Origin of the sequence: Paenibacillus plantarum (assembly GCF_013141695.1) — a bacterium.
Classification (GTDB): domain Bacteria; phylum Bacillota; class Bacilli; order Paenibacillales; family NBRC-103111; genus Paenibacillus_E; species Paenibacillus_E plantarum.
Genome location: NZ_WHNY01000082.1, coordinates 1 through 19,277 on the forward strand (window position 1 = coordinate 1; position 19,277 = coordinate 19,277).

The following is a 19,277-nucleotide window of genomic DNA, read 5'->3' on the forward strand; positions in this document are numbered from 1 at the left end:
TTCTACGAGGCTGTGGATTAATACCGGCAGCCTCGTCTTGTTTCTTATTGAACAAACGTTCCTCATTTGCGGAATTCTTTGAGTCTTTACAGGATTTTATGAATAAATTTGTTGTAGTCATTAACTAAGATTGCTTGGTAGAAAGCACTTCAATTGACTGATAAATAAGTTTTTGTTTGTTTGGTAATTCCATATCTCTATGAAAGTGGCCAAAATACCACTTTTTATAAGATAAACGTTCTTTTATTTGCTCAAGGTAATCACTTAACTGATCCTCATGAATACCAGTATCTTTAGATTTATTAAGAATCTGCAAGGTCGATGAAGGACACATATGCGTGATTACGATATCGACCTCCCATTTATGCCGCTCTAAATTTTTAATTCCTTCTTGGTACTCTTCTAGTGATGGCATCTCTTCTGGCCACCAATTAACATTCTCTTTCCGATACTCTTTGTCGTGAGATTGAGCTCCTCCAAAAGTAAAGATCTTGTATCCCTTAATAGTAAAAATCTGCCCTCTCATTAAATGTATAATGCTTTCACTTATTCGATGTACGTTTCCACCATTCCAACTCTCTACAGGATAAGAATTAAGCAACTTAAAATTCTCATGATTTCCGTCAATGAATAAAGTACTAAAATTTTTTCGAGCTAACCATTTCCTCCAAAATAATTCATCATTTTTATTTTCCCATACAAGACCAAAATCTCCAGCGATTATTACAAAGTCGTCTTTACTTAAATCTCTATTTATGGGAAATCGTTTGGAATTCAATTTACCAATATCTATATACCCATGAAGATCACCAGTTACGTACAATGTAATTCACTTCCTTGGATAAAACTCAATTTAATAACTAACAGTTTATTCTCCACTCTCCACCATTTTCCTTTATCTGTAACTAAACTATAGTTCTGCATTACTTGAACGATTTGAGAATTTGGACAAAAAGTAAAGGAATTCGAGAGTTCAAAAATTGATGCCGATGTTTGAGTTTTCTCTAGATTGGGTATGTAATAATAGGGCTTTTAGCTGCTTTTACAATCTTTCAGGAGGTGTTCGTAATGAGTAATTCTATTCAACTATTAGACCGTACCTGCAATTTAAAACAGATGAGAAAGCAAGGGCAAATTCCGGCAGTCGTATACAGCAGCAGAATGAAAAACGAGCATATAGCTGTTGAGGAGAAAGTAATCCGTGCCGCACTTAAAAGCAATGCGCACGCGATTCTAGAAGTCGTCCTGCCTTCCAAGAAAAAGCATCCCGTGATGATTCATCAAGTTCAAAAGGACGGTTTAAGCGGACAATTGATGCATATTGATTTTCTGCAAATTAATATGAAAGAGAAGCTTGATACTGCTGTGGCCGTTCATTTCAGCGGAGAGCCCCTCGGCACCAAAGAAGGCGGTATGCTGCAGATTGAGATGCATGAGGTCCTGATTCGCTGTATGCCAAATAAGCTGCCAAGTTCATTGGATGTGGATATTAGTAAGCTAAGCATAGGCGACAAATTGCATGTTTCCGACTTGGATGCGGGCAAGGATGTAGAAATCTTAACAGATCCGGAAGTAATTCTTGTAACTATCCTGGCAGCTCAGAAGCTTGATGAAACACTTGAACCTGCAGCCGATGTCGCGGAAGCGGAAAGCAAGGTAGAAGTTTAATCAAACAATCTATGCTACACAAAGAGCTTGGCTTATATGCCAGGCTCTTTGTGTACATGAACAGATTGAGCGCCGGTGTAAAGTTCGGCTTGTTCAACTTTTTCGAAACTCAGCGATTTGATTATCATTTTGTAAGGGCTCGCATGTGAGTGAAGTCCAAAAAAACCTTATCCGAGGGCAAGAGCTTCAAATTGTCTTCCCTTTCTCGATATAAGGTTTCATTGGCACTGCTACATCTCGATGTATACTTTTCCCTGCTCCACTGACAAATCAAACATTTCAACTACAACCTCGTAGGTTTTTGTGCGGACTTTATTGTCTACAACAAGACCGCCGGTTTTAATGTCAAATTCCCAATGGTGCCAGGGACAACGAACGATTTCCCCTTCTTGTTCGTAAATAAATTGCCCAGGCAGCGGCGAAGTGACCCATGAAGTAACGGGTCCTTTACATAGACTAGCCCCCTGATGAGGACAGTAATTAAGAATGGCATGAAGCTTTCCGGATAATTGATAAATCCCTACACTCCGCCCCTTTACATCAACAATTTTGGGTCCCCCGTCCATGAATTCGTCAACTGTTCCTAAATAATGTAGCGCCATCGCTATTCCTCCGACTTATCCTGCATAGGCAGGCCATAGTACTTGGCAGCATTATTGTAAAACACATTATCTGTCGTTTCTTTGTCCAGTTTTGGGAACACGAGCTTCGGCGAGTCAAAATCCCAATGCGGGTAATCGCTGCAGAAGAGCAGCCTTTCCTTTGCGTGCATTGCCTCGAATAACGTGTCGAAAGCTTGACGGTTCGGCGTTTCCTCAATTGGCTGGGAGCCGATGTACATGTTGGTAAGCAAATATTCGCTAGGCTTTTTTTTCACCCAAGGCGTCTGATCGCGCAATGCTTTCCAATCTTGGTCGAGACGCCACAAGTAAGGAGCGACCCAGAAGACGCCGCCTTCGATAAACGCTACCTGCAGCTCCGGAAATATTTCAAATACGCCTTCGAAAATAAAGCTGGCCATATGAGCCATGTAAGCTTGCGCACGGGCAGCGCGGTATTCAATATAGTAAGAAGGATAGCCGACATTCGTAGCGGGTGCGTTCATCCCATCGCCGATAGCTCCTACATGCATGGTGAAGTTGATGCCATGCTTCAAGCAAGCCTCATAGATTGGATGATACATTTTATTTCCGTAAGGATGATGCGAACCCGACGGAACATAAGCTTGAACCATTCCGGGATGGGAGCCGAGCCGCTCGATTTCCCGAACCGATGCAGCCACATCGTGAATCGGCAGGTAGATAGAGCCTCTGAACCGGGGCTCCTTCTCGAGCCAATGCTCGATCGTATAATCGTTGAAAGCGGAACACAATGCAGCCGAATAATACGTATCAGCAGTGTTCGTGCTTGCTATAAATTCACCGGTCAAAATCCCGTATCGGATGTCAAAAGGATTCAAAAGCTGCTCGACCATGAAGTCCAGATCCGAACCGGCAGGACCGCCGTTTGGAGGGAAGGCATCGGCTCTCTTACCGATGTTGCCTCCGTTCAGCGTACCCGGCCCTCCGCCAAGACTCGGTCCCCACAGTTCAATACGCTCCCTATATTCCCGCGGCAAGTAAGGGAACAATTGCTTGATGTCCTGGAACGTATGATGGATATCACAATCAATAATGCCTTTGCCTTTGCGTTGCTTTGTCTGCTTGGCCGTTGCTTCTATTACACTCATGTTGTCATCTCCCCTTCTTTGTTTGCCTCTCTATCATAAAACTTGAACCGCCCAGTCGAGAATGGTATTTCGCAATGATGATTTGTCATTTTGTAAGGTAAGTGCTATGCTTTATCCAACTCTCAATAGACCGGTTTCAGAAGGGAAGGACGAAAGTATGGTCAAGAGGCAGCATACTGACAAATATGATGAATCACGCAATTATGTCGTAGACGAGTTAGCTTTGCACGGCGGCTTATGGCCAGTCCGGATGGGACGTATCAAAGCTGGACCGGAACATCGCTTCCCGCAACGTATGATCGATTATTACGCATTGCATTTTGTAATTAACGGAAAGATTCGTCATCGCTATGGAGATCAGCACATCGAGCTAGCCAAGGGCGATGTTTTTTGTGCATATCCGGGTGTCGTATACCACCATTTCATTGATCCGTCCGACCAGCCCTTGGAAATGATTTGGGTTTCCATCGATGGCGGGCAGACGCCGTTGCTGCTCGAGAAAGCCGGCTTCCGACCGTCTGCCCCTTATGTCCCGGGTGTGATTGGCAAAGAGCTCGAAACATCGCTCGTCCATCTGTTCAGTCAACAGGAAGATAATGGCAGTCAAAGGCAAGTCGAATTGATTGCGGCTATCTACCGTATATTCGGGCTTATGATCCCTAAAAATACAACCGACAAATCAGATACAGGACCTACTGGATGGATTCCCCGAAGCATAGAGTACATGAATATGCATTATGCCGAAAATATTAACGTACAAGACGTCGCTGAGTATATTTCGGTTCACCGAGCTTATTTTTCAAAGATTTTCGCCGAGCAGACCGGAATGACGCCAATCCAATATTTGCAAAAGCTCCGTATGGAGAGAGCACTTCAGCTTCTGCAGCAAACACGGCATTCGATCTCGGAAATCGCAATGATGCTCGGTTATCCCGATTTATACTCTTTCAGCCGGGCATTCAGCAAACATTACGCAGCATCTCCGAGTAAACTGCGCGAAAATGCCGCAAGTCCGGTGGTGGCTGCACATTCAATCGAGTAATTTGTCTGGTGATAAGAGAACCAATGAAGTGTCGTAACGCAGCGATTACCAACCATAAGCCTTTTAATCATTCAACAAATAAGAATATTTCTCCACCATGCTAATTAAATAATTACGAAATTCTTCAACATATGTTTTGGGTTCTAAGATTTCTATATTTGTACCGAGGCTTGCTAAGAATTGAAAGCCAATACTGTTTTGAGGAACGTGGATGGTGGCTAAGAAATAGTCAGAACTATAGTTTTCAATACTCTTTCGACCGTACCTTTCAATGAATTGATCTTTTATGTTAGGCGAAATAAACGCTTTAATAGCGACTAATTGCGGTTGATAACTAGCTTCATGTTCTTGTTCCAATGAATAATCTCTAGGGTTAAATGTGTTTTCATCCATATGAAAATGATCGATCCTGGATAATTTAAATGTTCTATATCTCTGACGATGTAAACAGAATCCCTTCAAGTACCAGCTAGCTTCGCTAAAATGAAGCAAGTATGGCTCGACAATTCTATTTGTAGTAGTGCCATTTTTATCTATATAATCAAATGAAACTAACTTCCTCTTTAATATCGATTCTTGGCATAATTTCAAGGTTTGAAGAATCTCTGACCGACCCTCCCACTCATAAAATGACAGATGGATTGAACCTTTCGGAGACAATGGGTTAACCATGGCTTCTATTTTTTTTATAGTCACTTCAACTTCTTTGCTAATTAGAATTTGTTCCAATCCGCCGAGCGCAGTCAATATATTCTCCAAGTCGGAGTTGCTTAAAAGGCGTTTATCAACTTTGTATTCATCCATCATACAATATCCGCCATTGATTCCATTGATCGAATAGATCGGGATATTTGATAAACTCAGTGTTTCCATATCACGAAGAATCGTCCTTTTGGAAACGTTAAACAATTGTGCGAATTCATTTGCAGTAACGACATCTTTTTTCAGCAAAATCATGATGATAGAAATTAATCTCTCAACCTTGTCCATATTTCCCCTTCTTTTTCTCTACTTCATCGAAGAACAGTGACATACTGCTGTCACCTTTTGTGGATTATACTACATTTATCACATGAAGGAGGTAATATTTTATGTCAGCTATTACATATTTAAACTTTGATGGAATCGCAGAACAAGCGATTGAATTTTATGCGGAGGCTTTACATGCGAACGAGGTGAAAAAGGTAAAATTCAGCGATTTCCCCCAAGATCCAAACTATCCTTTGCCAGAAAATGAATTAAATATGATCATGGAATCATCAATTGAATTTGCAGGCGGAAAAGTCATGATGTCGGATATTCTACCATCAATGAAGAGTGTAACGGGCGAGTTGGTTAAAGGAAACAATATACTGATTAGTATCGTTATTGATGATAAACAAACATTGGAAACTTACTTTTCTAATTTGTCTGCAGGTGGTTATGTTATCATGCCGTTATCAGAGATGCCTTGGTCTTCCTGCTTCGGAATGTTAGCTGATAAATTTGGCGTTGTTTGGAAATTTAATAGTGACGCAGATAAGTTCCTTGATAAAGTTATTTCAAACAAACAGTAACACGTTAAAAAATGGCCTGTTCAATTAAAGGCCATTTTTTTATATTCCTTTTGAATTAAAGGTATACTAAGGGATTATGTATCAATTTTATATTGGTCCAATCTATACTTGGTGGGAAATCAGGGGCTGATAATTATTCTCCCCTTCTTTCAATGGCAGACAAAGGCCGCACGGACTCAAGAATTATTCGAATCTTTCTGCGCATTCCTGAAGTAAGCGACAGAATGAACGATTGTGACCTATATAAAACGATGAGAGATCGTAGCGATTCCTTTCAGGTTCAAGGGATACCAATACACGATGCTTCATCCGGTTCATGGTCAATTGGACGAATCGAGCTGCTTGCTCCGAGGCAATTAAGGTAAGATAGGCATAGAGAGAATGATCTTCAGGCTCATCGAGAGGACTTACACCTGCACATGAAAATTCAGTCATAATGTCTTTCTGCTTAAGGATTGTCAAGGCAGGATACAATTGCAAATCAACATGGATATTGCCAAACAATTTGGTAATCTTGGCTTGTTTACGTTTCTTATCGCGATCTATCCAAAGGAGTAATTCCTCCCCGCGACGATGCCACTGCATTTTGTTGTGATTGCTCATTATGATTTCCTTCTCATCCTTGGCTTGCATATTCATCATATGGCCAGACCTCCTTTGGATATCTCCTTATCAACTTGTTAGTATATCAAAACCCGGGCTTAATAGCCCGGAATTCCCGAATATTTTTATCGTGTTTCACGATGAAGTGTAACTCTATTCAAACGTGGACAAAACTTTTTCAATTCAAGACGAGCTGGATTGTTTCTTTTGTTCTTGGTCGTTGTGTAGTTTCGGTCACCTGTTTCCGTACACGCCAATGTAATAACAACTCTCATACTCTTCACCTCCTATCGGTAATAGTCTAGATAAGACTTTACGGTAATGGACAAGCTTCTTCCAGTTCCATCATGGAATTTGGTAAATGATCTTCGAACTGATTCCAATCCCATTGCATTTCAACATCCGTTAATAAACAACCGTCCAGTGAGGCAATAATTTCAGCACGATCCATGTCTATCCCAATGAAGACAACTTTATTGATCCGGTCTCCATTGGTGTCATCCCAATGCGTGATTTGCTCAGCATCTTCATTAAGAACAGCCTCTCGCTCGCCATCAGGTAGCGCAGCTACCCAATATCCTGCAGGACCGAACCGAATGGAAGGTCCTGCCTGACTTAGATTCTGAGCAAATTCGTTTCGCGTTGCCAACCACATAATTCCTTTAGATCGAACAATCTCAGCAGGCCAATGTTCCATCCAACTCATAAGTCGCGATGGCTCGAAGGGTCTTACTCTTTCATAAACAAAGGAAGAAATACCGTATTCGTCTGTTTCTGGGGTATGAATCTCTTTCTCCATTTCCCTCAACCAGCCTGCCGATGTACTTGCTTCATCAAAATTGAAAAGATGTGTATTCAGAATCTCAGCTGGTTCCACACGTCCATGAACAGATCGAATAAACTTTGCTCTAGGTTGTAAAGCACGAAGTACACCCTCTAATTCAACCAACTCATCTTCTTCCAGCATGTCACATTTATTCAAAATGAGTACATCACAAAACTCGATCTGATCAATAAGAAGATCAACAACTTCACGTGTGTCATCGTCTCCGACGGCTTGACTACGTTCGAGCAGCGTTTCACCAGAGGAATAATCCGTCCAGAAACGATATGCATCAACCACAGTCACCATCGTATCCAATCGGCAGAATTGAGTAAGATCTATACCATTCTCCTCATCCAAATAACTGAACGTTTGTGCGACCGGTAATGGCTCACCTACACCCGTTGATTCAATGAGGATGTAGTCAAATTTATCCTCTTTGGCTAGCCTCTCGACTTCTTTCAAAAGGTCTTCACGAAGTGTGCAGCAAATACAACCATTGGACATCTCAACTAAGCTTTCACTCGTTCGGGATAGCCCGTTACCTTCCCTTATTAAATCGGCATCTATGTTGACTTCGCTTAAATCATTGACGATTACTGCTACCTTTAAGCCATCTCGATTATTGAGGATATGATTTAACAATGTTGTTTTTCCTGCTCCTAGGTAGCCGCTTAATACAGTGACAGGTATTTTAATAGTAGACATAATAACTCTCCTTATTTTCCGTAATTATTACGAATAATCATTAAGTGACACAATGTTTGCTTGATTGCTCATATTCATTTAAGTACAGCTATTCATTTAACGCTTTCTTCAAAGCGTCTAAATTATTGTTCATTACACCAATGTAATCCAAGTTTTTCTTCTTATCCTCATCCGTTAGTCCCTCAATTGGGTTAAGAACATCTGTTTTGGCATTAATTTCTTTGGCTATAGTTTGTGCCACTTTGGGATCGACTAATGTCTCAAAAAAGATCGTCTTCACCTGATTCTCCTTGGCAAATTTGATAATGTAAGCCATTTTATCTGGAGCTGGTTCTTCTTCAGGCGAAAGTCCTGCGATTGGCACTTGTGTTAAGCCATACTCTTTGGCCAAATAACCAAAAGCGGCATGTTGCGTCACGAATTCTTTGTGTTTGACACTAGTGAGAGCCGTTCGGAAAGATTCATCCAAGGCTTTTAGTTTTCCGATATACACATCTGCATTTTGACGATATTCATCTTTATGTGTAGGATCTGCTTGTGTTAAACCATTAACAATAGACTCAACTTCTTTCTGCGCGAGTACTGGATTGAGCCAAACATGAGGGTCCAAGATTTTACCATCTTCCTCGTCATGATCATGGTCATGCTCTTCCTCTGGCAACCCTTCCATTAAATCAATGCCTTTACTTGCTTCAACTACGATACGCTTCGGATTCTCGGCACTCTTTAGTGCTTGTTCTACCCAGCCTTCTACAATACCATTATAAACAAACACACTTGACTCCTTCACTTTTTTCATATCTTTGGCACTTGGCTCCCAATCATGAGGTTCAACACCAGGAGGGATTAAAGCAATGACATTAGCGTAGTCACCTGCTACTTGCTTGGTGAATTCATACATCGGATAAAAAGTTGTTACTACATTCATTTTTCCATCGCCAGATACGGTGTTGGATGCACATCCTGTTAATAGAACTGTTGATAATGCGGTGAATGCCATTGATTTGGCAACCCATGTTTTCTTCATTTTCGTGATTCCCCCAAATAAATTAAAATTGATAAGTATGTTACATGGATTCATTACTCATTTGATGCATGCTGCCGAATGTACGTTCTTCAGCTTGAAGTTTCGTTTTATTGCTTGCTTTACTGAGCTTTACAACCATATGTTTGATACTTAAACCTACGATAAGAACGATAAGCAACAAAAGGGCAATCGTTCCACCTGGAGGTGTACTGAATTCATAAGAAGCGGTTAGCCCTGAGAAAACACCTAGCAAACCAATGCCCATTGCAATAAACAGTGATGAGGTGAAGCTAGGTGCTATCCGTATGGCAAGTGCCGCAGGAAGCACAATAAGTGCCGAAACAAGAAGCACACCAACGATAGGCATAGCGGCGGATACAATCATTCCGGTTAAGACACTAAAACCAAGAGAAATCCATTTAACTGGGAGTCCATTCGTCTTTGCTGTATCTTCATCAAATGTAATCTGATATAGCGGCCGACGAAACAGAAAGAAAAAAACGCCTCCGAACAATGCGACGACTAACATAAGCACGAGTTCAGTTTCATTCACTGCGACGACAGAACCGAACAAATAAGCTGAAAACCCTTTATTCATACTTGGGCTTTGACTCATAATAATCACTGCGGATGACAATCCTCCCACCATGATAATAGCTACTGAGATTTCACTATAGGATTTATATAACCTCCTTACATATTCAACAGCAATAGCACCTAAAGTCGCTACAACAAATCCGGCTATCGTCGGGTTGATGTGCAAGTAAGCTCCTCCTGCTACGCCTGCTAATGAGACATGAGAAAGCATGTCTGCCATGAGTGCCTGTCTGCGAAGCATGAGATACACACCTAGAACAGACGCAATAACAGCAATTAACCCACCGGCACAAAATGCCCGTTGCATGAAGTCGTAGTGCAACATTTCCATCGGCCATCCTCCTTCCTCTCTAGTTCAATAATTCGATCGAGATATGGAGCTACTTCTGCTAGACCATGAGTCACCATGATTACGGTTCTCCCGTGAACTTTCACTTGGTGGTGCATGAGTTGATAGAACCCAAAGCGACTATCTAGGTCCATCCCTGTCGTTGGTTCATCGAGCACAAGCATATCGGGCTCCTGTGCAAGTGCTCTGGCGATGCATATTCGTTGCTTCTGACCGCCTGACAGTTCCCCAATTTTCCGCTTACGCAAATCCCACATCCCTACTTGTCGCAATGCTTCTTCGGTAAGTACATCATCTTCTTTGCTAAGCTTTCTAAACCATGAACCACTTGCATATCTGCCAGAACGTACAAACTCCAATATCGTACTCGGGAATCCACTGTTGAAAGCGGAGATCTGCTGCGAGACATAACCCACTTGCAACTTCTTGCCTTCTTTATTCGAAGGAGACAGAAAGACATTCCCCTTCCATGGTTGAATTAAACCCAACATGAGTTTGAGCAAAGTGGATTTGGCCGCACCATTCGGTCCCGTTACAGCAACGAACTCGTCTGAATGAATCTCCACATTGGCGTCTTGAATACACGGAATATCGTTATAACCAAACTCCACTTGAGTCAAAGAAGAAACTAACATGTATGAAACCCTCCTAGCATATATGTAATTATTACGATTATTGAACATGTACAGTTATAAACATGTCAAATAACTGAGTTTTACTTGTAATCATTACGATATGCAGGCCGTTAATCGTAATATTTACTTATTACACCGAGAAATATATCTTTTTTCGGAAGCCGTGTCAATAAGCAATACTGAAAAAGTCTGCTACATCCCTTAGCGTTATACCCCATTCATTATTTCTTGCAGCCAAACGTTTAATGTATTACAATTTAATTCGTAATTATTACTTTTAAATACGATGTAAGGGAGATTTCCTATTGAGCAAAGTTCCCGTTATTGTTATGAGTGGATTTCTAGGCAGTGGCAAAACGACTCTTCTATTCAGACTGCTACAAGAAGCTGCACACTTCAACCTGCTGCCTGCTGTTCTTATGAATGAGCTGGGAAAACAAGATGTAGATGGACATCTTCTTCAAGAAGCCTCGCCGAATTTGAACCTAGCCAAATTGCTCGACGGTTGCATCTGTTGCTCCAAGAAGAGTGACATAAGTGATTCAATTAAACAACTATTACTGCGTAAACCAGATGTAATACTCATTGAATTGACAGGTGTTGCCAACCCCGAGGAAATCGTCGATGCTCTGACGGAACCCGCATTGATACCTTTGGTAAAGTTACATAAAGTCGTTACTGTGCTTGATGCCGAAAATGTACGCGACTATAACAGTATTTTCGCTACTGACCGTGAACTAGTTCACACGCTTCGCAGACAGATAGAAGTTGCAGACCTGCTTATTTTAAACAAAATTGATCTAATCACTGACAAAAAACAAAAGTCTATTGTGAAAGCTATTCGCAAATACAATGAACGCTCATTGTTACTGCCAACAGCACATAGTAAATTCGATTTGAATTTACTTCTTGGTGCTCTTCAACCAAGGCAAGATCAGCATAACCAATCAACTACATTTAATAGAAACCTGCTCTTTCAAAAACACTTAAAATCAGCAAAAGAATCTACTACACCCGTGGCATCCTATTCGCGTATTCAGAGCATATCCATCCCTATTGAAAGTGAACTTATTATGAATCAGCGATTTATTGAACGCTTTTTAATTGATTGGGGTTCTAAACTCATTCGCGCTAAAGGTTACTTGTCCATTGGAGTTAAATATGAACGGTTAAATATGCAATTTGCTGGCAAACGGATAAACTGGCAACCAACCTCATTTCAAGGAAACCCATACTTGGTTCTGATTGGCTTAGATTTAGATGTGAGCGCACTCGAGGAAGATTGGAAGAGACGTATAATCGAATTGGATGTTCATACACTATAACAGTAATTATTCTGATTAAGGAGTTTATAATGCCGAACACCACATATAAGAGTACAATGCAAATTATGGTCTTTATATGTATCATCCTAAGCTTTCTTCTTCTAAAAGACTTTGATTTTTTTGCTAGTTATTTTACAATTGAGCACCTACAAACATTTAAGACGATCTTCATCAGTATTCTCCTAGAAGCAATGCCGTTTATTTTACTAGGTGTTCTCATGTCTTCATTCCTCCAAACATTTGTCTCTGAGAGAGCCATCCAACGATTTATTCCCAAAAAACCTCTGCTAGGAATCTTGTTCGCATGCCTGCTTGGAATACTATTTCCAATGTGTGAATGTGGGATGATTCCCGTAGTTCGAAGACTTATTCTTAAGGGTATGCCAGTCTACATTGCAGTCGTTTTTATTATAACCGGACCGATTATTAACCCTATTGTGTTCGCGGCTACTTTTATGGCATTTCGTAATCATCCAACTTTAGCCTATTCTCGAATGGGACTAGCTTTATTAGTGGCCATTATTATCGGATTAATCCTCTATCGGTTTGTCAAAAACAACCCATTACGTAATAGTCGTACAAGTTTTGCTACTCTTTCAGATTTGGAGAGCCATCAACATGCGGGAGGCATTTCAAGTAAACTAAACACATTTTTCGTTCATGCATCGAATGAATTTTTTGATATGGGCAAATATCTTGTCTTCGGATCCTTGCTTACGGCAATCATACAAGTGTATATACAGCGTGAAAGCCTACTTGCAATTGGTCAGGGTCCAATCTCTTCCCACGTATTTATGATGGGATTTGCCTATGTACTTTCCTTATGTTCGACATCAGATGCTTTCGTCGCTTCTTCTTTTCAAACATCATTTACATCAGGATCATTGCTTACTTTTCTTGTATTTGGACCCATGCTTGATTTCAAAAGCACGCTTATGTTACTAGCGGTGTTTAAGTCCCGATTCGTGATGATTCTAATCATCCTAATTTCAACGACTGTTCTCGCTTGTTCACTGCTTTGGGAGCGATTATTAACTTAAATAAGTATCAAACTAAAGGAGGACGTCAATATGAGTCAAATACGTATAACCAGCTTTCATTATTTCCTTCGTACGATCATTTTACTTGGATTTTCTGGCTATATTGTATACCTTACCAAATCAGATGCGCTGCAATATTACATAGCTCCACGAATGATGATATACGTTAAAACGGCCTCAGTAATTTTATATATCGTTGCTATTTTCCAAGGTTATTTGGCACTTCGTGCCTACTGGGGCAGGCCTGTAGCCTGTGAATGTGAGCAACCAGTTACAAGCTCGAGAATACGAAATTCTTTTTCATATGGACTTCTGGTGCTACCTTTGATGATCGGCTTTTTTCTACCAGATACAGCCTTAAACAGCGCAATGGTTGCTGCTAAGGGAATCAATCTTTCAGCCAGTACTTCTAGTTTTATCAAACCCCAAAATACATCAACTACCGAAAAATTCAACGTATCAAGCCCAAACACGAATAGTTCAAGTTCAAGTTCAAGTAAGAGTTCATCTCCAAGCCCTATTTCATCAACAAACAGCGATAATCCTTACAATCTTCCGAGTAAACCTAAACCAGCCACTAGCGATAAAACACTACCATTCGGTCAGTCAACAGCTGCGGTTGAAGAACCACCTAGTTCTGTTTCTCCTCAAGAGAATGAGATTTCAAAGTTATTCCAAACTTCTGACGAATGGAACGAAGATTTTGCCAAGATGGGCGTAATTCTCTATAAAAAAGATCATATCGTCGTAGAACCCGACATCTATATGGAAATATTATCAACGATTGATCTCTTCAAAGATAACTTTATTGGCAAAAAAATTGAGCTTACTGGCTTTGTTTACCGCGAGGAAAAAATGACTACGAGTCAGTTTGTGGTAGGCCGATTTGCAGTTAGCTGTTGCTCAGCTGATGCCTCTCCTTATGGGGTTCTTATTGACTTTCCAACAGCTCAAACTTATCCGAAGGACACTTGGGTTAAAGTAACGGGAACGATTCAAAACGGCAACTATTATGGCAATGATATTTTCAAAATCGCTGCAACGAAAATTGAGAAAATCGATGCTCCTAGCTCGCCTTATATCTACCCGAATTTCGAACCGCTTAAAGTTCTAAAGTAATGGAAGAAGCATCCTGTTAAAAAAGAGCGCGTTTTACGCAGCTATTAATTGGATAACGTTCTTGTCACGACAATTCAAGGGATAAGTTAACTCTACTGAAAATGATAATGAAAAGAGTCTTTACTTAACACTTTAAATTGAAATCCTTGCTTAAGCAAACCTTCAATGATCGTAGGTAAAGCCTCGACGGTTGTTGTTTTCACTTTGACATCGTGCATTAATATAATAGCTTCTTTCTTATTTTTACAAGCACTTAGTACAGCATCGATGATTTCATTCTTTGGCTGAACGGTCCTAGCTGCATCGGTGGAACTCACATTCCAATCCATATAATCGTAGCCCTCCCTACTCATTTCGTTAATTATGCGCGGCATAATATTTGGGCCCCCGAAATGCCGGCTAACAAGATTATTAGACCCACCTGGATAACGGAGCAAGCTTGACCTTACACCGATCGTTTGCTCCAACAGTCTTTCGAGCCGCTCTGTATCTTTGGAGAACGCCTGAACGGATTCATAAAGAGAATGATAGTTATGTGTATATGTATGGTTACCAATGACATGTCCATCTGCATGGATTAGTCGATATAGCCGTTTTCCCTCGGAAGATGAATTTCCGATCACAAAAAATGTTGCATGAACGTTATATTTGCGTAGAATATGTAAGATTCGTTCTGTATTCTCGGAAGGCCCGTCATCAAAGGTCAAATAGGCATTTTTGGGCCTTTGTGGATCACTTAAAACAGGATGAGAAACATAAATTGCGTGATCCGTTGGATACTGACAACAAGTAAGCGTTGCTAAAATAAGAAAAGCTACAATCGCCTTGAATTCAAAAAGTTTCTTATACATGGATACATCTCCTTAAAAGGATTTGATCCTAGTATGATTGATCAGTAAGTTGTCTAATCTTCCATTAAATGGCCTATTGTCCTCATGTATTTTTTTCTAGGAAATGAAAAAAATAACAACGTACTCATATGAGCATGGGAGGATAGTTGATATGTTGTTGGAAACAATTCTCCGGACCGTGGTTGCTTTCGTTCTTATTATGTTAATCACGCGAGTTCTCGGAAAACACACGATAGCGCGAATGACTTACAATGATTTTGTCGCTTCAATCACACTGGGTGCCATAATCGGTAATTTAGCCTTTAATACTCACTTGAAGACTTGGAATCTTATTACTTCTTTTTTGATCTTCAGTGGCATAGCCTATCTCATTTCTGTTATTTCCATGAAGAGCCGCAAAATTAGAAAATGGTTTGCCGGAAAACCGACAGTAGTGATCGAAAATGGCAAAATTTTGGAACAAAACTTAAGAAAAATTCAATTTACACTCGACACTTTAAATCAAGAATTGCGAGAAAAGGACATTTTTGATATCGAAGAAGTACAATATGCCATCTTAGAGCTTAACGGCAAACTATCGGTACTCAAAAAGCCAGAATATCGTCCCCTTATACTAAAGGATTTGCATTTGTCAAACACAACAAAGATCCAGTTTCCTGTTGAACTAGTTATGGACGGAAAGATTATGGCAGATAATTTACAGCAGATTGGTTTATCGAAAGAATGGCTTTCAAAGCAGCTACAGCAGCGCGGCGTTACAGCAGAAGAAGTCTGTTACGCTATTAGAGGAACGCAAGGTAAACTATTTATTGATCTATATCAGGATCAAATCCGGCATCCAATTGATCAGGAGTAATCGTCAAAGGTTTTCCTGATTTTGTTTTACTATTTATCATTTTTAACTTCAATAGAATTAAATAGAAAGGGCTCTCCATTTAAGTAATTGTTTATAATAGCTAGGGCGTATGGTTGTTCTGCTTTCAGTCCCGCGGTTTCCCTAGGATCAGGGGCATGGTGACAATAATTTTCAATCATTACCATCACCGCAAACCCTTCCAACGCTGTATACCAATTACCTTCAAGTTTCCTAATACTCTCATACCCCTTGATGACTAACTCTCTTTGTGCGGGATAGAGTCCTAGAATTGTATGTGCGATATCATAAAGGAAGTATCCAAACCCACATCTTCCAAAATCGATCGGACGGGGTTCCCCATTATGAAATACAATATTTCCTTGATGAAGATCACCATGAATAAGCCCATGACTATTTCTATCTTTATGAAGCATAACTATCCATGAGGAGATTTGCTCAGCGGCTGATACATACAAGTTGTATTCAGTTTCACTCAAGAATCGATTGTAATATCTCGTTAAACGAGTAATCGCTTGCCTAAAACTATGCTCGCCCCAAGTAGGACGTTTGAAGTTTGTAGTCAGCTCAAAATCCTGTGATGCTTGATGAAGTTTTGCCAAGAGAACTCCCTCTCTGTATATTTGATCATCAGTAAGTCCTCCTTTGGAATGCTCACCCTCTACCCAACTCATTAATGAGGCATTACAACGGAAACCATTTTCTAGTTGGATTTCTATGGTTCTGGAACCGTAACGATTCAGAATAGCCTTTGGGATAACAAAATCAATTTTTTCATGTAGTGCTTCAAGCAAGAGTAATTCAGAGTTTATTTCTTCGTTGCTCATTTCAGAGTGGATTCGAAGTAAAAAAGATTCATTCTTACTTGTTTCGAGAACGAAAGTACATGTGTCTGATAGTTGATTAAACCGAATCAGTTCCCAATTTACATCATAATTTTGAATTGCATTCAAAGCCGCTTGCTTATATTGCATAAGTACTTTCTCGATATCTTCATCTGATTCCAGTTGAAACAACATGAACAACCCCTCCGGTTTTGATACTCAATATCATGGATAGCTCTGTTCTATAATTCTTTCCTAGCATCAGTATAAAGTGAATATTGCATCATTTATAGGTAGAGTATTCGTCAAATCATTTCTTACATAACAACAATAGGCTCGTATTGGTTTTATCCAACACGAGCCTATTGTTATGCCTTTGCATTATAAACAATCTTATTAACTGTCATGAGATAGACAGTAGGAACTCGCGATTTGTTATCTGTTTTTGCAATTCATCTCCCCTTGGATCCTCAGACAAGGTTTCCTGGAATCGTTTTACACTTCAATGATAGATACACCCCAAGGATCGAGCTCCAGCTGTTCCCCAGTCTCTACCGTTCGTTCGCTTTGCAATTCTTTTCCAGGTGTATGCATATAGGTCATAGTCATATAATCGCTGGAATAGTTAAAAAAATATAAAATTCTATTTCCACTCGTATTTACACCAGACTTCACTATGATTGGAAAACGTTCTTGTTTCATATCATCACGGAGCAAACTGGTTTCCTGTAATAGGATCTCGAGTAATCGACTGACTGCCGCCGGCTTCAGCAAACAGCCCATGTAGGTTGCTTTTCCGAATCCGTAATTGTTTTGAGTAACTGCTGCATACTTACCCCAATGTGGATGGTCGTAGTAAGCCAAAACCTTAGCTGTTGTAGGCTGGATGAGTTCCATCCAAACCTCCACACGATTCCCCTCTTCCCCTACTTCAAAAGGGTCATCCTTCAATTTGACGTTTGTCGGCTCAACGAACATACTGTAGCCAATCCCGCAAGCAGCTTGGATGATGCCGGGCTGTTGTGAGGTTCTGACTTTCACATTCTCGTCCGAAAAGCCGCTTTTGAACGTGTACAGAACGTTGCCACCTGCGTGAACAAACGCGTTCAGCCTATGAAGAAGTTCATCTGGCGCACAGTACAACGCCGGAACAAGAATAAGCTTGTATGCAGCAAGTTTTTCTTGACTAACTGAAGGCGGCAATACGTCACATTCTATGTTTAGCTTATATAACTCATCGTAGATAAGTCGTACGATGTCGTTATATTTGATTTGACCGCCCGGAAGCGGGAACCACTCTAACGCCGTAAGCGATTCGTTGCTCAGCAACAAAGCTACTTGATTTAACTTTTTCAAATTAGTGAGTTTCGGCGATAATCGAGCAAAATCTCGTCCAATTGACTTTGCCTCCATGTAAACAGGATTGGGTTGAAAATCGTGACTAAGCAACCCTTTCCAATACGTTTCCGCCGAGTTGTGGATGGAGTGCCAATGCCAGTAAGAGACCATATTCGCTCCTGAGGCCAAATGACTGAATGCCTGTTGACGAAGTTGCCCCGGATAGGGCGTCCAATGCGGGAATGCCTGGGCTTGCGTTTCAAGCACAAAGTAGTTGTTCATCTTCAGGGAACGAGCGATGTCACCGCCGAACGATATCTCGATCCCCGTGAGCTCATCTTGGGATGGATGGTAGATGTCGACGCCGGCTATCTCAAACGGAATTGACGCATCAAAATGATCTACCTCTGGCTGCATGCCGTAGGAATGCCCACGCCAATCAAAATCAAAATTATGTGTCACAAACTGATCTTGGCGCTTAAATTCGTTCACGATGGACACCTGCCAGCTGAGGAAATCACTCACAAGCTTGCGAGTGAATTTCGCGAATTCTGCTCCGAGGCTTGCATTAATCGTCCCTTCCATCGAAGGAAAATCCTCCCAAGCGTTTATGCGATTACTCCAATAATCTAATCCAAAGATTCGATTCACAGCTTCAAGCGTGACGTATCGATCTCGCATGTATTTAAGAAATTGAAGCTGCACATTCGGTCCAACTGTTCGGTAATGCTTCGTCTCATTATCCGTCTGAAAGCCGATGACCGCAGGATGATCCTTGACGTGAGCGATCAGTTTGCGAATCATCCGTTCCGCGTAATAAAGATAGGCTGGATGGGTAATATCCATGTTCTGCCGAGTACCGTACTTGCCTGGTCCTTGCGGTGTCACGGCTAGAATATCGGGATGCAGTTTCACCATCCAGGTAGGTACGGCATACGTTGGCGTGCCCACGATCACCTGGATGCCGGCCTTATGCATCGCGGTCAGTACCCGATCGACGGAGCGAAAGTCGAAGACACCATTCTGCGGCTCCATTGTGCTCCAAGTCGATTCCGCGATTCGTACGACGTTGATACCGGCTTCCTTCATCATTTGAATATCCTGTTCCAGTCTATCGTATGGCATATATTCGTCATAATATGCTACGCCATAGCGTAAACGGTCCATCG

The 19,277-nt window shown here is 41.0% G+C and carries 20 protein-coding genes; 7 read left to right on the forward strand and 13 right to left on the reverse strand.

Going from position 1 to position 19,277, the window contains the following annotated elements:
- Positions 1 to 124: 124 nt before the first annotated feature.
- Positions 125 to 823, reverse strand: a complete 699-nt coding sequence (locus GC096_RS33285) for a metallophosphoesterase family protein (protein ID WP_171636565.1) — start codon at positions 821 to 823, stop codon at positions 125 to 127.
- A gap of 245 nt (positions 824 to 1,068) precedes the next feature.
- On the opposite strand from GC096_RS33285, the gene GC096_RS33290 reads away from it, so the two are divergent.
- On the forward strand, positions 1,069 to 1,668 hold the full coding sequence (locus GC096_RS33290; protein ID WP_171636567.1) for a 50S ribosomal protein L25: 600 nt from the start codon (positions 1,069 to 1,071) through the stop codon (positions 1,666 to 1,668).
- 230 nt (positions 1,669 to 1,898) lie between these two features.
- Here the strand turns inward: GC096_RS33290 and GC096_RS33295 are convergent, their stop codons facing one another.
- Positions 1,899 to 2,270 (reverse strand): Rieske (2Fe-2S) protein, encoded by a 372-nt coding sequence (locus tag GC096_RS33295; RefSeq protein ID WP_171636569.1) that lies wholly within the window; start codon positions 2,268 to 2,270, stop codon positions 1,899 to 1,901.
- 2 nt (positions 2,271 to 2,272) lie between these two features.
- Entirely contained in the window at positions 2,273 to 3,397 is a 1,125-nt protein-coding gene (locus GC096_RS33300; protein ID WP_171636571.1) for an amidohydrolase family protein, read from the reverse strand.
- 157 nt (positions 3,398 to 3,554) lie between these two features.
- On the opposite strand from GC096_RS33300, the gene GC096_RS33305 reads away from it, so the two are divergent.
- Positions 3,555 to 4,439: a helix-turn-helix transcriptional regulator gene (locus GC096_RS33305; RefSeq protein ID WP_171636573.1), complete on the forward strand. Its 885-nt coding sequence runs from the start codon at positions 3,555 to 3,557 to the stop codon at positions 4,437 to 4,439.
- A 63-nt stretch (positions 4,440 to 4,502) separates the two neighbouring features.
- Here GC096_RS33305 and GC096_RS33310 read toward each other — a convergent pair whose 3' ends face one another.
- The gene (locus tag GC096_RS33310; protein ID WP_171636575.1) at positions 4,503 to 5,429 is read right to left on the reverse strand and encodes a helix-turn-helix transcriptional regulator; all 927 of its coding nucleotides are present in this window, start codon (positions 5,427 to 5,429) and stop codon (positions 4,503 to 4,505) included.
- 101 nt (positions 5,430 to 5,530) lie between these two features.
- Between GC096_RS33310 and GC096_RS33315 the strand changes: the two genes are divergently transcribed.
- Positions 5,531 to 5,995 carry a VOC family protein gene (locus tag GC096_RS33315; RefSeq protein ID WP_171636577.1) on the forward strand — a complete coding sequence of 155 codons (465 nt, stop codon included), beginning with the start codon at positions 5,531 to 5,533 and terminating at the stop codon, positions 5,993 to 5,995.
- Between the two features lie 183 nt (positions 5,996 to 6,178).
- Here GC096_RS33315 and GC096_RS33320 read toward each other — a convergent pair whose 3' ends face one another.
- From GC096_RS33320 to GC096_RS33345, 6 genes are all read right to left on the reverse strand, one after another.
- Positions 6,179 to 6,637, reverse strand: a complete 459-nt coding sequence (locus GC096_RS33320; RefSeq protein ID WP_312886399.1) for a hypothetical protein — start codon at positions 6,635 to 6,637, stop codon at positions 6,179 to 6,181.
- An 86-nt stretch (positions 6,638 to 6,723) separates the two neighbouring features.
- Positions 6,724 to 6,873 (reverse strand): 50S ribosomal protein L33, encoded by a 150-nt coding sequence (gene rpmG / locus GC096_RS33325; protein WP_171636579.1) that lies wholly within the window; start codon positions 6,871 to 6,873, stop codon positions 6,724 to 6,726.
- Positions 6,874 to 6,911: 38 nt separating this feature from the next.
- Positions 6,912 to 8,129: a GTP-binding protein gene (locus GC096_RS33330; protein ID WP_171636581.1), complete on the reverse strand. Its 1,218-nt coding sequence runs from the start codon at positions 8,127 to 8,129 to the stop codon at positions 6,912 to 6,914.
- Positions 8,130 to 8,217: 88 nt separating this feature from the next.
- Positions 8,218 to 9,156, reverse strand: coding sequence for a metal ABC transporter substrate-binding protein (locus GC096_RS33335; protein ID WP_171636583.1), 939 nt, complete (start codon positions 9,154 to 9,156; stop codon positions 8,218 to 8,220).
- Between the two features lie 40 nt (positions 9,157 to 9,196).
- Complete coding sequence (locus GC096_RS33340; RefSeq protein WP_171636585.1) at positions 9,197 to 10,084, reverse strand: metal ABC transporter permease; 888 nt, start codon at positions 10,082 to 10,084, stop codon at positions 9,197 to 9,199.
- On the reverse strand, positions 10,030 to 10,737 hold the full coding sequence (locus tag GC096_RS33345) for a metal ABC transporter ATP-binding protein (RefSeq protein ID WP_171636587.1): 708 nt from the start codon (positions 10,735 to 10,737) through the stop codon (positions 10,030 to 10,032). The genes GC096_RS33340 and GC096_RS33345 overlap by 55 nt, the downstream gene beginning before the upstream one ends.
- 305 nt (positions 10,738 to 11,042) lie before the next feature.
- On the opposite strand from GC096_RS33345, the gene GC096_RS33350 reads away from it, so the two are divergent.
- Genes GC096_RS33350 through GC096_RS33360 form a run of 3 tightly spaced genes read left to right on the forward strand, consistent with a single transcriptional unit; the run spans position 11,043 to position 14,221 of the window.
- Positions 11,043 to 12,062, forward strand: a complete 1,020-nt coding sequence (locus GC096_RS33350) for a CobW family GTP-binding protein (RefSeq protein ID WP_171636589.1) — start codon at positions 11,043 to 11,045, stop codon at positions 12,060 to 12,062.
- Positions 12,063 to 12,091: 29 nt separating this feature from the next.
- A complete protein-coding gene (locus tag GC096_RS33355) occupies positions 12,092 to 13,102 on the forward strand; it encodes a permease (RefSeq protein WP_171636591.1) in 1,011 nt (336 codons plus the stop codon).
- Positions 13,103 to 13,132: 30 nt separating this feature from the next.
- Entirely contained in the window at positions 13,133 to 14,221 is a 1,089-nt protein-coding gene (locus GC096_RS33360) for a TIGR03943 family putative permease subunit (RefSeq protein WP_171636593.1), read from the forward strand.
- A gap of 92 nt (positions 14,222 to 14,313) precedes the next feature.
- Here GC096_RS33360 and GC096_RS33365 read toward each other — a convergent pair whose 3' ends face one another.
- Entirely contained in the window at positions 14,314 to 15,072 is a 759-nt protein-coding gene (locus GC096_RS33365; protein WP_171636595.1) for a polysaccharide deacetylase family protein, read from the reverse strand.
- Positions 15,073 to 15,223: 151 nt separating this feature from the next.
- On the opposite strand from GC096_RS33365, the gene GC096_RS33370 reads away from it, so the two are divergent.
- A complete protein-coding gene (locus tag GC096_RS33370; protein WP_246303144.1) occupies positions 15,224 to 15,928 on the forward strand; it encodes a DUF421 domain-containing protein in 705 nt (234 codons plus the stop codon).
- 29 nt (positions 15,929 to 15,957) lie between these two features.
- On the opposite strand, the gene GC096_RS33375 is transcribed toward GC096_RS33370, so the two are convergent.
- Positions 15,958 to 16,965 (reverse strand): phosphotransferase enzyme family protein, encoded by a 1,008-nt coding sequence (locus tag GC096_RS33375; protein ID WP_246303146.1) that lies wholly within the window; start codon positions 16,963 to 16,965, stop codon positions 15,958 to 15,960.
- A 300-nt stretch (positions 16,966 to 17,265) separates the two neighbouring features.
- Complete coding sequence (locus GC096_RS33380; protein ID WP_171636600.1) at positions 17,266 to 19,275, reverse strand: beta-galactosidase; 2,010 nt, start codon at positions 19,273 to 19,275, stop codon at positions 17,266 to 17,268.
- Between the last annotated feature and the right edge of the window lie 2 nt (positions 19,276 to 19,277).

Bases quoted from the DNA above. Each gene is read 5' to 3' on its own strand.
- GC096_RS33310 (WP_171636575.1), bottom strand. From the start codon at position 5,429: ATGGACAAGGTTGAGAGATTAATTTCTATCATCATGATTTTGCTGAAA.
- GC096_RS33305 (WP_171636573.1), top strand. From the start codon at position 3,555: ATGGTCAAGAGGCAGCATACTGACAAATATGATGAATCACGCAATTAT.
- GC096_RS33300 (WP_171636571.1), bottom strand. From the start codon at position 3,397: ATGAGTGTAATAGAAGCAACGGCCAAGCAGACAAAGCAACGCAAAGGC.
- GC096_RS33380 (WP_171636600.1), bottom strand. From the start codon at position 19,275: ATGGACCGTTTACGCTATGGCGTAGCATATTATGACGAATATATGCCA.
- GC096_RS33375 (WP_246303146.1), bottom strand. From the start codon at position 16,965: ATGTTGTTTCAACTGGAATCAGATGAAGATATCGAGAAAGTACTTATG.
- GC096_RS33365 (WP_171636595.1), bottom strand. From the start codon at position 15,072: ATGTATAAGAAACTTTTTGAATTCAAGGCGATTGTAGCTTTTCTTATT.
- GC096_RS33335 (WP_171636583.1), bottom strand. From the start codon at position 9,156: ATGAAGAAAACATGGGTTGCCAAATCAATGGCATTCACCGCATTATCA.
- GC096_RS33290 (WP_171636567.1), top strand. From the start codon at position 1,069: ATGAGTAATTCTATTCAACTATTAGACCGTACCTGCAATTTAAAACAG.
- GC096_RS33360 (WP_171636593.1), top strand. From the start codon at position 13,133: ATGAGTCAAATACGTATAACCAGCTTTCATTATTTCCTTCGTACGATC.
- rpmG (WP_171636579.1), bottom strand. From the start codon at position 6,873: ATGAGAGTTGTTATTACATTGGCGTGTACGGAAACAGGTGACCGAAAC.
- GC096_RS33315 (WP_171636577.1), top strand. From the start codon at position 5,531: ATGTCAGCTATTACATATTTAAACTTTGATGGAATCGCAGAACAAGCG.
- GC096_RS33295 (WP_171636569.1), bottom strand. From the start codon at position 2,270: ATGGCGCTACATTATTTAGGAACAGTTGACGAATTCATGGACGGGGGA.
- GC096_RS33370 (WP_246303144.1), top strand. From the start codon at position 15,224: ATGTTGTTGGAAACAATTCTCCGGACCGTGGTTGCTTTCGTTCTTATT.
- GC096_RS33340 (WP_171636585.1), bottom strand. From the start codon at position 10,084: ATGGAAATGTTGCACTACGACTTCATGCAACGGGCATTTTGTGCCGGT.
- GC096_RS33330 (WP_171636581.1), bottom strand. From the start codon at position 8,129: ATGTCTACTATTAAAATACCTGTCACTGTATTAAGCGGCTACCTAGGA.
- GC096_RS33355 (WP_171636591.1), top strand. From the start codon at position 12,092: ATGCCGAACACCACATATAAGAGTACAATGCAAATTATGGTCTTTATA.
- GC096_RS33345 (WP_171636587.1), bottom strand. From the start codon at position 10,737: ATGTTAGTTTCTTCTTTGACTCAAGTGGAGTTTGGTTATAACGATATT.
- GC096_RS33320 (WP_312886399.1), bottom strand. From the start codon at position 6,637: ATGATGAATATGCAAGCCAAGGATGAGAAGGAAATCATAATGAGCAAT.